The sequence below is a fragment of the Skermanella rosea genome (assembly GCF_016806835.2).
GTDB classification, from domain to species: Bacteria; Pseudomonadota; Alphaproteobacteria; order Azospirillales; family Azospirillaceae; genus Skermanella; species Skermanella rosea.
Genome location: NZ_CP086111.1, coordinates 3133493 through 3146153, shown reverse-complemented (window position 1 = coordinate 3146153; position 12661 = coordinate 3133493). Strand labels below are relative to the sequence as shown.

General features: G+C 72.0%; 11 protein-coding genes. 2 read left to right on the top strand and 9 right to left on the bottom strand.

Annotated features, from left to right (window positions below; translation table 11 throughout):
* Positions 1-8 precede the first annotated feature (8 nt).
* Positions 9-1445: a cobyric acid synthase gene (locus JL101_RS14585; RefSeq protein WP_203095897.1), complete on the top strand. Its 1437-nt coding sequence runs from the start codon at positions 9-11 to the stop codon at positions 1443-1445.
* 10 nt (positions 1446-1455) lie between these two features.
* Here JL101_RS14585 and cbiB read toward each other — a convergent pair whose 3' ends face one another.
* Genes cbiB through cobA form a run of 3 tightly spaced genes read right to left on the bottom strand, consistent with a single transcriptional unit; the run spans position 1456 to position 4557 of the window.
* Entirely contained in the window at positions 1456-2430 is a 975-nt protein-coding gene (gene cbiB, locus JL101_RS14580; RefSeq protein ID WP_203095895.1) for an adenosylcobinamide-phosphate synthase CbiB, read from the bottom strand.
* Positions 2427-3728 carry a cobyrinate a,c-diamide synthase gene (locus tag JL101_RS14575; protein WP_228434839.1) on the bottom strand — a complete coding sequence of 434 codons (1302 nt, stop codon included), beginning with the start codon at positions 3726-3728 and terminating at the stop codon, positions 2427-2429. The genes cbiB and JL101_RS14575 overlap by 4 nt, the downstream gene beginning before the upstream one ends.
* 4 nt (positions 3729-3732) lie before the next feature.
* Positions 3733-4557 carry a uroporphyrinogen-III C-methyltransferase gene (gene cobA, locus JL101_RS14570; protein ID WP_203095893.1) on the bottom strand — a complete coding sequence of 275 codons (825 nt, stop codon included), beginning with the start codon at positions 4555-4557 and terminating at the stop codon, positions 3733-3735.
* Between the two features lie 35 nt (positions 4558-4592).
* Between cobA and JL101_RS36790 the strand changes: the two genes are divergently transcribed.
* Positions 4593-6461, top strand: a complete 1869-nt coding sequence (locus JL101_RS36790) for a cobalt-precorrin-5B (C(1))-methyltransferase (RefSeq protein WP_323374658.1) — start codon at positions 4593-4595, stop codon at positions 6459-6461.
* Here the strand turns inward: JL101_RS36790 and cobM are convergent.
* Genes cobM through JL101_RS14530 form a run of 6 tightly spaced genes read right to left on the bottom strand, consistent with a single transcriptional unit; the run spans position 6410 to position 12640 of the window.
* The gene (gene cobM / locus JL101_RS14555; protein ID WP_203095890.1) at positions 6410-7177 is read right to left on the bottom strand and encodes a precorrin-4 C(11)-methyltransferase; all 768 of its coding nucleotides are present in this window, start codon (positions 7175-7177) and stop codon (positions 6410-6412) included. The genes JL101_RS36790 and cobM overlap by 52 nt on opposite strands.
* On the bottom strand, positions 7174-8976 hold the full coding sequence (gene cobJ / locus JL101_RS14550; RefSeq protein ID WP_203095888.1) for a precorrin-3B C(17)-methyltransferase: 1803 nt from the start codon (positions 8974-8976) through the stop codon (positions 7174-7176). Before cobJ ends, cobM begins: the two co-directional genes overlap by 4 nt.
* Positions 8973-9677 (bottom strand): precorrin-2 C(20)-methyltransferase, encoded by a 705-nt coding sequence (locus JL101_RS14545; RefSeq protein WP_203095885.1) that lies wholly within the window; start codon positions 9675-9677, stop codon positions 8973-8975. Before JL101_RS14545 ends, cobJ begins: the two co-directional genes overlap by 4 nt.
* A complete protein-coding gene (gene cbiE / locus JL101_RS14540; protein ID WP_203095883.1) occupies positions 9674-10879 on the bottom strand; it encodes a precorrin-6y C5,15-methyltransferase (decarboxylating) subunit CbiE in 1206 nt (401 codons plus the stop codon). Before cbiE ends, JL101_RS14545 begins: the two co-directional genes overlap by 4 nt.
* The gene (locus tag JL101_RS14535; protein WP_211111084.1) at positions 10876-11502 is read right to left on the bottom strand and encodes a precorrin-8X methylmutase; all 627 of its coding nucleotides are present in this window, start codon (positions 11500-11502) and stop codon (positions 10876-10878) included. Before JL101_RS14535 ends, cbiE begins: the two co-directional genes overlap by 4 nt.
* 7 nt (positions 11503-11509) lie before the next feature.
* The gene (locus JL101_RS14530) at positions 11510-12640 is read right to left on the bottom strand and encodes a sirohydrochlorin chelatase (protein ID WP_228434838.1); all 1131 of its coding nucleotides are present in this window, start codon (positions 12638-12640) and stop codon (positions 11510-11512) included.
* Positions 12641-12661 lie beyond the last annotated feature (21 nt).

Here is a 12661-nt window from a genome sequence, read left to right as displayed (position 1 = left end):
GGGCAATCATGTTCATGGGCACCGGCTCCGACGTCGGCAAGTCCATGATCGTCGCCGGGCTGTGCCGCGCCTTCACGAACCGGGGCCTTCGGGTCAGGCCGTTCAAGCCGCAGAACATGTCCAACAACGCGGCCGTCACGGCGGACGGCGGCGAGATCGGCCGCGCCCAGGCGCTCCAGGCGCGGGCCTGCCGGGTGGCTCCGGTTCCCGACATGAACCCGGTGCTGCTCAAGCCCCAGACCGACATCGGCGCCCAGGTGGTGGTCCAGGGCCGCGTCGTGGGCGCCATGAGGGCCCGCGAGTACCAGACCCGCAAGGGCGAGCTGATGCCCGCCGTGCTGGAAAGCTTCCATCGCCTGGGCCGCGACGCCGACCTGATCCTGGTCGAAGGGGCGGGGAGCGCTTCGGAAGTCAACCTGCGGGCCGGCGACATCGCCAACATGGGCTTCGCCGAGGCCGCCGACCTGCCCGTCGTCCTGATCGGCGACATCGAGCGCGGCGGCGTGATCGCCGGCATCGTCGGCACCTGCGCGGTCCTGCCGCCGGCCGAACGGGCGCGGCTCAAGGCTTTCCTGATCAACAAGTTCCGGGGCGACACCAGCTTGTTCGACGACGGCTTGCGGATCATCCACGAGCATACCGGCCTGACCAGCCTCGGCGTCGTTCCCTGGTTCGCCGAGGCCGACCGGCTGCCGCCGGAGGACGCCCTGGCCCTGTCCTCGCGGCGATCAGCCGAGGGCCGCGCGATCCGGATCGCCGTGCCGCAACTCTCCCGGATCGCCAATTTCGACGACCTCGATCCCCTGCGCGCGGAACCCGACGTCACGGTCGAGATGATCCCCTCGGGCCAGCCGCTGCCGGGCGACGCCGACCTCGTGATCCTGCCGGGGACCAAGGCGACCATCCCCGACCTGGAGTTCCTCCGCGCCCAGGGCTGGCACATCGACCTCGCCGCCCATGTCCGCCGGGGCGGGCACGTGCTCGGGATCTGCGGCGGCTTCCAGATGCTGGGCCGCCGCCTCGACGACCCGGCGGGCACCGAGGGGGCTCCCGGCGCCGTGGACGGCCTCGGTCTTCTCGATCTCGAAACGGTTCTGGACGGTCCCAAGACCCTGGTCGAGGTGGCCGGCCGGCACCTCGCCAGCGGAGCGGAACTGCTCGGCTACGAGATGCATATCGGCCGGACCACAGGCCCCGCGCTGGATCACCCGATGCTCGACCTGTCCGGCCGCCCCGAGGGCGCCGTCTCCCCGAACGGCCGTATCGGCGGCTGTTACGTCCACGGAATGTTCTCCGCCGACGGTTTCCGCCACGCCTTCCTCGCCGGCATCCGCGACCGGGCCGCGACCGGCCTGAACTACGAGGACACGGTAGAAGCCACCTTGGACGCGCTGGCCGGCCATTTGGAAACCCACCTGGACCTGGACGCGCTGCTCGCCCTGTGATCCGCCCGGCTCATAGCAGGAACGCCAGCGTCGCGATCAGCCCGGCCTGAAGGCCGCACGCGGCGGCCATGATGCGGAGCGCCCGGCGGATATCGTCCAAGGTCGCCTCCCGCCGGCCGCCTTCGCCCATCCAGGCATCGTCCACCACGACGGCCCCGTAGCGGCGCGGCCCTGCCAGCGCGAGGCCCAGCGCGCCGGCCATGGCGGCTTCCTGCCAGCCCGCGTTGGGCGACTTGTGCTTGCCGGCGTCGCGCAGCATGGTCTTCCAGGCGGCGTGGGCGCGCCGCAACCGCTTGCCGCGCAGGGCGATGGCGCTGCCCAGGATGATGAACAGGCCGGCCAGCCGCGCCGGCATCAGGTTCACCAGATCGTCCAGCCGCGCCGCCGCCCAGCCGAAAGCCCGGTGGCGCGGGGTCCGGTGGCCGATCATGCTGTCCGCCGTGTTGATCGCCTTGTAGGCGACCAGACCGGGAAACCCCAACACCGCGAACCAGAACACCGGCGCCACGATGCCGTCGGAGAAGTTCTCCGAGCAAGACTCGATGGCGGCACGGCAGACGCCATGCTCGTCGAGGCTTTCCGGGTCGCGCCCGACGATCATGGACACCGCCCGCCGCCCGCCCGCCAGCCCCTCGCTCTCCAGCGCCGATGCCACCGCCGCCACATGGGTGTAGAGGCTCCGCTGCGCGATCAGCGTGCTCGCCAGGAGGGCTTCCAGGACCCAGCCGAGCGGCATGGCCTCGAAAGCCAGGCTGGCGAGCCAGGCCGGGCCGGCGGTCACGGCCAGCAGCGCCAGCACCGCCACGACACCCGCAAGCCGTCGCGCCGCCGGCCTCCAGCCATCGCGGTTCAGCGTCCGGTCCAGCAGGCCGACCAGCCGGCCGAACAGGACCACGGGATGGGGCAGACGGGCGTAGATCCAGGCCGGCTCGCCGAACGCCGCGTCGATCGCCAGGGCTAGAAGGAGGACGGCGTCCTGGTTCATTCCCGGGCATCCACCACATGGAGGAACGATCCCATCACCGTGCCGCGCCGGGCGCCCATGCCGCCGAGGTCGTCGCCCCGCGCGTCGCGGACCCTGAACAGCGGCGGGTCGGCCTCCTCCGCCGTGATGCTGGCATAGTGGAACTCGTGCCCGCGCAGCACCGTGCCGGCGGGGCCGAACGGGGTCGCCAAGGGCGCCACCGCCTCGCGGTAGCCCAGGTGCAGCCGGCGCTTGGCGAAGGACGTCTCAAGCGGCAGCAGCCCGGCCATGGCGTGCCGGACGCCGTCACCATCCTCCAGCACCCTGCCCAGCACCATGTAGCCGCCGCACTCCCCATAGACCACGGCCCCGCGTTCGGCTGCGGCCCTGATGCCGTCCAGGAACCGCCCCGCCGCGGCAAGGTGCCCGGCATGAAGTTCCGGATAGCCCCCGGGCAGGAAGACCGCGTCGGCCCCGGCGTCCGGCGTCTCGTCCGCCAGGGGGGAGAAGGGCACCAGCTCGGCGCCCTGCTTCGTCCAGGACGCCAGCAGATGCGGGTAAGCGAAGACGAAGGCGTCGTCGCGGGCCACCGCGATGCGCTGTCCGGGCGGCGCCAGCGGCGCACCCCCTGCCTCCGCCGGGAACGCCGCCGGGCGGGCCAGCCGGCGCAGGGCCGCGGTATCCACATGCCGGGCCACGGCATCCGCCGCCCGGTCGAGGAAGGCGTCCAGCCCCACATGCTCCCCGGCGGGTACCAGCCCCAGGTGGCGGTCCGGCAGTTCCAGCGCCTCCAGCCTCGGCAGGGCGCCCAATACCGGGACGCCGAGCGGTTCCAGGGCGGTCCTCAGCAGGGCCTCGTGCCGGGCGCTGCCGACCCGGTTCAGGATCACTCCCGAGACCGTCACGTCCCGCCGGAAGCTGCCGAACCCATGGACCAGCGCCGCGATCGACTGCGCCTGGGACTTGGCATCCACCACCAGCACGACCGGCCATCCCGCCTGCGCCGCCAGGTCGGCGGTCGAGCCGGAGCCGTCCGCCGCGCCGTCGAACAGGCCCATGACCCCCTCGACCACCAGCAGCTCCGCGTCGGCCTCCGCCAGCCGGGCCAGCGTGCCCGGGCGCATCGCCCAGGGGTCCAGGTTGAGGCAGGGCCTGCCGCTGGCCGCCGCGTGGAACAGGGGGTCGATATAGTCCGGCCCAACCTTCCGCGATTCCACCGCCACGCCGGACCGGCTGAAATGCCTCAGCAGCGCCAGGACCGTGACGGTCTTGCCGCTGCCCGAGGCGGGAGCCGCCAGCACGAGCCCCGGTGCCGCCACGGCCTCAGCCAGCCACGCCGCTGGTGGTCAGGACGCGGCCGGACAGGGCGCCCAGCCAGTCCAGCGCCGGCCGGAGCAGCACCACGTCTCCGACCACCACCATGGCCGGGGGCTCGATGCCGTGCTCCGCCACGTCCGATGCCGCGCGCTCCAGGGTCGTCTCCAGCACGTGCTGGTTCGGCAGGGTCGCGTTGGTCACGACCGCGACCGCCTGGTCGCGCGGGCGCCCGGCTTCCATGAAGCGGTCCGCGATGAGGGCGAGGTGCTTCAGCGCCATGTACATGATGATCACCGGCGAGCCGCGCGCCACGGCGGTCCAGTCGATCGTGTCCGGCACCAGCCCGGAGGCGCTGTGCCCGGTCATGAAGGTCACGGCGTGGTTCCGGTCGCGGTGGGTCACGGGGATGCCGGCATAGGCCAGGCCGCCGATCCCGGCGGTGATGCCCGGGATCACGCGGAACGGCACCTTGTGCTCGACCAGCATCAGCGCTTCCTCGCCGCCGCGCCCGAACACGAAGGGATCGCCGCCCTTCAGGCGCAGCACGCGCAGGCCCTGCCGGGCCAGTTCGACCAGCCGCCGGGAGATGTCGGGCTGCTTGGGCGATGGCCGCCCGCCGCGCTTGCCGGCGAACTCCAGCCGGCTTTCGGGCCGGGCCATGCCCAGGATGTCCGGCCCGACCAGCGCGTCATAGACGATCACGTCCGCATGGCGCAGCGCGTGCCAGGCATGGAGGGTGAGCAGGCCGGGGTCTCCCGGACCGGCGCCCGCGAGCCAGACCCAGCCGGGTTCGAACTCGGGGAAGGGGAGGGGTGAGGATGAGGGGATCATTGCCGCCACTTTACACCGCGTCTATAAGCCACGCCATGACCGACCAACCGGAAGACGTCCCCGATCGTCCCCTGCGCCGTGGCTGGACGACCGGAGCCTGCGCCACCGCCGCCACCCGCGCGGCCTACGCGGCGCTGCTCACCGGCGAGTTCCCGGACCCCGTGACGATCCGCCTGCCGGGCGGGGAAACACCTGCCTTCGCCCTCGCTTGGGAGGCGCGCGGCCCCGATCGCTGCGCCGCCGGCGTGGTCAAGGATGCAGGCGACGATCCCGACGTGACCCACGGCGCCCTGGTGATCGCGACCGTCGGCCGCGGCGCTCCCGGGTCCGGCATCACGTTCCGCGCCGGCGAGGGCGTCGGGACCGTCACCAAGGAGGGTCTGCCGATCCCGCCCGGCGAGCCGGCGATCAACCCCGTTCCCCGCCGCATGATGTCGGAGGCCGTGGCCGAGTTGGCGGCGGCCCACGGCGACGCGGGCGACGTGGTGATCGAGGTCTCGATTCCGGGCGGCGGCGACATCGCGCTCAAGACCTGGAACCCCCGCCTCGGCATTGTCGGTGGGCTGTCGATCCTGGGCACTACCGGCATCGTGGTGCCGTTCTCCTGCTCGGCCTGGATCCACTCCATCCACCGGGGCATCGACGTGGCGCGGGCCAACGGGATCGGCCATGTCGCGGGCTCGACCGGCTCCACCTCCGAGCAGGCAGTCCAGCGGCTTCATGGGCTGTCCGACCTGGCGCTGCTCGACATGGGGGATTTCGCCGGAGGAATGCTGAAGTATCTGCGCCGCCATCCCGTGCCGCGCTTGACGATCGCGGGCGGTTTCGGTAAGTTGTCTAAAATGGCCCAGGGTTTCCTGGACCTTCACTCGGGCCGCAGTCAGGTCGATTTCAACTGGCTTGCCGACCGAATGGCCGATTTGGGCGCCTCGCCCGACGAGATCGAACGCACCCGACATTCCAATACCGCGAACCAGGTGCTGACCCGTGCGGTCGCCGCCGGCCTTCCGCTTGCCGACCTCATCGCGGCCCGCGCGCGGGCGGTGGCGCTCGACACGTTGAGAGACTGCGGCACCGACGTGGAAGTGCTTGTGTTCGATCGCAAGGGCGGACTGGAAGGACGCGCCGGCTTCGTCTCGACCGTTCCCGGCAAGGTCCTGATCCTCGGCGGCACGACGGAGGCGGCGGAACTGGCCCGCAGCCTGGAAGGAATGCCGGTGGTCACCTCGCTGGCCGGCCGCACCCGCGCGCCGGCCGCCCTGCCGGGAGAAGTCCGCATCGGCGGATTCGGCGGGGCGGAGGGGCTGGCGGCCTATCTGAGGGAGAATGCGGTCGCCGCCGTCATCGACGCCACGCACCCCTTCGCCGCCACGATCTCCCGCCATGCGGAGGAGGCCTGCCGGCAGACCGGCGTGCCCCGGCTGGCGCTGGTGCGGCCGGAATGGGTGGCCGGACCCGCTGACCGCTGGATAGAGGTGGGCGGCATGGAGGCCGCCGTGGCGGCGGTGCCGAGCGGCGCCCGCGCGTTCCTGACCGTCGGCCGCCAGGAACTCGGTCCCTTCGCGTCGCGCGCCGACGCCTGGTTCCTGGCGCGGGTGATCGACTCCCAGGAACCGCCGGGCCCCAACATCGCCCTGGTGACGGGGCGCGGCCCCTTCGACCTGGATGCCGAACGGGCCTTGCTGGCGGACCACGGCATCACCGTCGTGGTCGCCAAGAACAGCGGCGGCGGCGCCAGCCAGCCGAAGCTTACCGCCGCGCGGGAATTCGGAATCCCGGTCATCATGGTCCGCCGTCCCGCGCCGCCGGCCGGACCCCGCGCCCGCACCGCGGAGGAAGCGCTGGAGTGGCTTCACCGGACCTTGCGCTCGGGCCGCAGCACATGGACATGCTCCGGGTCGTAGAGCGCGCTGTCGCGGAAATCCTCCGCCGCCAGGACACGGCCGACGATCACCAGCGCGGTGCGGGTGATCTTCGCCTCGCGCACCTTCTCCCGGATGTCGGCGAGCGTGCCGCGGATCACCAGCTCGTCCGGCCAGGTCGCCCGGTAGACCACCGCGACCGGGCAATCGGCGCCGTAATGGGGCGACAGCTCCTCGACGATCCTGGTCATGTTGCGGATCGACAGATGGATCGCCAGCGTTCCGCCCGACCGGCCCAGGATGTCGAGCGTCTCCGCGTTCGGCATCGGCGACGACTTCATGGCCGTGCGGGTCAGGATGACGGTCTGGGAGACCTCCGGCAGCGTCAGCTCGGTCCGCAGCAGGGCGGCGGCGGCGGCGTAGGCCGGCACGCCCGGGGTGATGTCGTACGGGATGCCCAGCGCATCCAGGCGGCGGATCTGCTCGCCGATCGCGCCGTAGAGGGAGGGGTCGCCGGAATGGACCCGCGCCACGTCCTTGCCGTCGGCGTGGGCGGCCTCGATCTCGGCCAGGATGTCGTCCAGCGTCAGCGGGGCGGTGTCCACCACCCGGGCGCCCTCCGGCGCATAGGCCACCACCTCGGGGGGTACCAGCGACCCGGCATAGAGGCAGACTGGGCAGCGGGCGATCAGGTCGCGCCCGCGGATCGTGATCAGGTCGGGAGCGCCGGGACCCGCGCCGATGAAGTGAACCGTCATGTGGGTCTTTCGTCCGGATGTTTCGCGGCATAGCCGCGGGGGGTGTAGACCCGGGTGCCGCCGTCGCCGCGCGGCACCGCGCGGGTCTCGCTGGAGCCGATCAGCACCAGGGTCAGCATGTCCACGTCGGCCACGTCCAGCGCCGCCAGGGTGGTCACCGCGATGGTCTCGCCCGGCCGGCCCAGGTTGCGGGCCAGGATCACCGGCGTGGCGGCGGGACGGTGTTCCAGCAGGACCGCCTTCATGGCCGGAAGCTGCTCCGTGCGCCGGCGCGACACCGGATTGTAGACGGCGATCACGAAATCGCCCTCGGCGGCGGCGCGGATCCGCCGCTCGATCACCGGCCAGGGGGTCAGCAGGTCCGACAGGGAGATCGTGCAGAAGTCATGGCCCAGCGGGGCGCCGGCCCGGGCCGCGGCGGCCTGGAGCGCTGAGATCCCGGGCGTGACCGCGATGTCGAGCCGCGCCCAGTCGGCGCGCCTCTCGCGCTCGACCAGTTCGAACACCAGCGTCGCCATGGCATAGATGCCGGCATCGCCGCTGGAGACCAGGGCCACGTCGCGGCCTTCCGCCGCGAGGTCGAGGGCGACGCGCACCCGCGTCTCCTCGGCCCCCAGTTCATAGCCATGCCGCCGCTTGCCGGCCGCCAGTTCGCCGAGGAGATCGAGATAGAGATGATACCCGACGAGGTCGGTGGCGCTCGCCAGCCAGCGGTCGGCCTCCGGCGTGCGCCAGCCGTCGCTGCCCGGCCCGATGCCGACGACCGAGAGCCGTCCGCGGCGTCGCCCGATGGTGTCGGCGTGGAGCGGCGCCGGCGCCAGCCCGACGGCGCAGGTCGCCCGCGCCGACTTCCGCTTGGGCACCAGCAGCGTTCCGCCCGACGCCGCCAGCGCCGCCCCTTCGGCGACCCCATGGCAGCCGACCTCGCGGAACACCAGGTCGGACGGATTGGCGAGCCGTGGAGCCTCCTCCTCCAGCCGGGCGGCGTCGAAGAAGCGCACCGGGACACCAAGAACGGCGGCGGCGGCGTGGATCGCCGGCTCGTCCATCTTGACGTCGATCGAGCACAGCGCCGCCACGGCCCCCTCGGCGAGGCGGGCGGAGGCCAGGGTCTCGCGCACCAGCGCCGTCACTTCCTCCGCCGAAGCGCCGCGCTCGCACCCGACGCCGACCGCCAGCACCGGAGGATGATAGACCAGGCAGGTTTCGGAGCCGGCCTCGGCCTGTTCCGTGACGCGCAGCGTCAGGGTGCCGTCGGCCGAGAAGGGAAGGCGGGCGGCGGTCAGCCAGTGGGCGGTGCCCTCAAGCCTGACCCGTGCTCCGGCCATCAGGGCGGCGGTGAAAGGTTTGGCGTCCTCCGGGTTGGCGAGGTGCCAGCCTGCCGGCGGCTCGTCCAGGGCCACGCCGAAATTCAGGTCTCCGGCGGTCGTGATGGCCGGCTCGATGCCCAGCGCCGCCGCCAGCCTCCGCGCCATGTCGTTGGCGCCGTGGTGGCCGCCCAGCAGCGGGACGACCGCGCTGCCGTCCTCCGCCAGAGCCAGCACGGGAGGTTCGGCGCGCTTGTCCGACAGGACGGGACCCAGCGCGCGGATCAGGATGCCGGCGGCGAACACGCCGATGATCGGCGTGCCGGCCGCGAACAGCGCCCGCAGATGGTCGAGGGTTGCGGAGAAACTCCTGTCCGCCCCGGCGACCCGGTGGGCCAGCCCGTGGATCTCGGCGCCGGGCAGGACGGTCCGGGCGCCGGAAGCGACCTCGAACCCGGATTGCGACAGGACGACGAAGACGGGTGCGCTCATGCCCAGGCCTCACCCCGGCGGTGGACCAGCACCATCGAGAAATAGGGAACGGAATCGGCGTCCACCTGGTCCAGCGGCAGCAGCCGCTGGTTCGCCATGGTGGCACGCTCCACGTAACGCGACCGGCCGGACAAGCCCAGGTCTTCCAGCACGCCTCTCACCTTGGCGAAATGCCGCCCCAGCTTCATGATCGCGGCGGCGTCGGTCTGGGCCAGCCGCTCGCGCAGCAGGTCGGCCGAAAGCGGGGCCGGGATTACGGTCAACACGTCGTTCCGGGCTGCCAGCGGCGCCCCCAGGGCGGCGGCGCAGGCCGTCAGCGAGGAGACGCCCGGCACCACCTGCACCGGAAAACGTTCCGCCATGCGGCCGAACAGGTACATGAACGACCCGTAGAAGAAGGGATCGCCCTCGCACAGCACGGCGACATCGCGCCCGGCCGCCAGATGGCCGCCCAGATCAGCCGCCGCGCGGTCGTAGACTTCCTGCGCCGGGAAGCGCTCGACCAGCATGGGCATGCGGATCGCCACTTCAGTCTGCCCGCCGGGCAGGTGGCCGGCGACGATGGCGCGGGCCAGGCTATCGCCATGCTCCGGCGCCGGGTATGCCACGACGGGGGACGACCGCAGCAGGCGCAAGGCCTTCAGGGTGATCAGTTCCGGGTCGCCCGGCCCGACACCCAGGCCGTAGAGGGTTCCGCTCATATCTTGTTCAGCGCCAGTTGGGTGACCGGCATCAGGGGACGCCAGCCGGAAAACGGGCCGACGGGTTCGGCCCTGGAAATCGCGATTCGGGTCAGGCTGCCGCCCAGCCGGGCATAGGCCCCGGTCAGCACCTGCTCGCCCTCGATGGTGACGGCGTTGGCGACCAGCCGGCCGCCGGGGGGCAGCGCTTCCCAGCAGGTCTCGAACAATCCTGGCGCCGTGATGCCGCCGCCGATGAAGACCGCGTCCGGCGCGGACAGGCCGGCCAGGGCCGCCGGCGCCTTGCCCTCGACGATGGCGAGACGGGGACAGCCCAGCGCCTCGGCGTTCGCCGCGATCAGGGCCAGGCGGTCGCCGCGCGGCTCGATCGCAACGGCGCGGCAGGCGGGGTGATGGCGCATCCATTCCAGGGCGATGGAGCCGCATCCGGCCCCCACGTCCCACAGGAGCTGTCCGGGAACCGGTGCCAGCGCCGCCAGCGTCGCCGCCCGGACCTCCCTTTTGGTCAGTTGGCCGTCATGGCGGAACGCCTCGTCCGGCAATCCCGGCGTCCGCGGCAGCAGCGGCGCTCCGGGATCGGCGACGCATTCGACCGCGACCGTGTTCAGGTCGGCGTAGACTTCCGACTCGCGCCACTCGCGGCACCGCTCCCGCGGCCCGCCCAGGTGCTCCAGCACGGTGATCCGGCTGCCGCCATAGCCGCGCTGCCGCAGCAGGCCGGCGATCACTCCCGGCGTCGCGCCGTTCTCGGACAGGATCAGCAGGCGGGCGCCGGGCTGGACATAAGCATGGAGCAAGGCCGCCGGACGGCCGTGGAGCGACAGGGTTTCGACCTCCGCCCGGGGCCAGCCCATCCGGGCGCAGGCGAGGGCGAAGGCTCCCGGCGCCGGGACGACGATCGTCTCGCCGGCCGGAATCCGGCGTGCCAGGGTGGCGCCGACGCCGTGGTCCAAGGGGTCGCCGCTCGCCAGCACGCAGACCCTGCGCCCGCGCAGGTCCAACAGCCGCTCGATCCCCTCGCTGAAGGGGGACAGCCAGGCCAGGCGCTCGCGCCCGTCGTCGGGGATCATGGCGAGGTGGCGCTCACCGCCCATCAGCACTTCGGCGGCATCGATCAAACGGCGGCCGGCCGGAGACACGCCGTCCAGTCCGTCCTCGCCGATGCCGACGACGGACAGCCACGCCCCGGCGGAGCCTGTCATGCCGAAGCCCCGATCGCGAGCGCATTGACCGAGGCCGACGCCATGGCGCTGCCGCCGCGCCGGCCGCGGACGGTGATGAAGGGAACGCCGCGCGGATCGGCGGCCAGCTCGGCCTTGGATTCGGCGGCGCCGACGAAACCCACGGGAAAACCCAGGATCACCGCCGGGCGGGGCGCTCCGGCATCCAGCAGTTCCAGCAGGCGGAACAGGGCGGTCGGGGCATTGCCGATCGCGACGATCGCCCCTTCCATGTGCGGCAGCCAGAGATCCAGGGCGGCGGCCGACCGGGTAGTGCCGAGCCCGGCGGCCAGGGCCGGCACGGCAGGTTCGGCCAGGGTACACAGCACCGGGTTGCCGGCCGGCAGGCGCGACGCCATGATGCCGGAGGCCACCATGCGGGCATCGGTCAGGACGGCGGCTCCCGCAGCCAGCGCGGCCCGGCCGGCCGACATCACGTCCGGGCTCCAGGCGAGGTCGCGGACCAGATCGACCATGCCGCAGGCGTGGATCAGGCGGGTTGCCAGCTCGGCCACATCGGGCGGCAGGCCGGACAGGTCCGCCTCCTCCGCGATAATCGCGAAGGAGCGGCGGTAGATCTCCGCCGGGTCACGCAGATAGTCCATCACCGGATCAGTCGCGAGCCTGCTTCGTCATGCTTCTCGGCCCCAGCGGATGGTCGGCGTGGGGGTAGGGGTGGTGATGGTGCCCGGCGCCGCCATGGTCGTGGGAATGGCCGTGACCATGCGCGTGATCATGTCCGTGGGAATGCCCATGGCCGTGGGCGTGGTGATGATCCCCGTGGTCATGATGGTGGTGCCCGTGGTCATGACCGTGCGCCTCTCCGGTGCCGATGCCTTCCACGTGATGGTGGTGGCTTTCCTGGCGCAGGCCGACCTCGGCCTCGAAGCCCAGGACCTGCTCCCGGTACTTGCACATCTGGCAGTTCATGTTGCCGGTGCCCTGGAGGATTTCGGTGACGCGGTCCGAGAAGGTCTCCAGCACCATCGGGTGGTCGTTGAGATAGCCGGCCTTGATGAATTCGATGTTCGGGTGGCGCGCCGCCACGGCGTCGGCGTAATCGTAGATCCGCCGGACCAGGATCCCGGTGAACAGGAAATACGGGAACACCACGATGCGCCGATAGCCCAGCTTCGCCGCGTGCTCCAGCCCCGGCTCGACCAGCGGGAAGGTGACGCCGGAATAGGACGTCTCGGCCCAGCCGAAGCCCATCCCCTCCCACAGCATGCGGGTCACCTTCGCCACGTTGGAGTTGGCGTCCGGATCGGAGGAGCCCCGGCCGACCACCATCAGGAGGGTTTCATGGCGCGGCACGTCGCCGCCGGCCAGGGCCAGCGCCTCGGCCACCCGGTCGCCGGCGGCCCGCAGCATCTTCAGGTCGATGCCCAGCTCGCGGCCGTAATGGATGGTCATGCCCTCGTTCTGCGCCTGATAGGCGTTCAGCACCGAGGGAATGTCGTTCTTCGCGTGGCCGGCGGCGAACAGCATGCCGGGGATCGCCAGCACCTTCGTCACGCCCTTGGCGCGCAGCTTGTCCAGGCCGTCGCGGATGATCGGCTTGGCGAATTCCAGGTAGCCGTACTCCACCGCGTCGAACGGCAGCTTGGCGCGGAGCTGGCCGGCCACGACGGCGAACTCCTGCACGGCGCCGGTGTCCCGGCTGCCGTGGCCGCACAGCATGACGCCGAGCTTTTCGGAAGAAGCCTGTGCCGGCCCCTGGGAGGGTTTGGCGATCGCGTTCATCGTTCCTCTCTCACCGGTGCA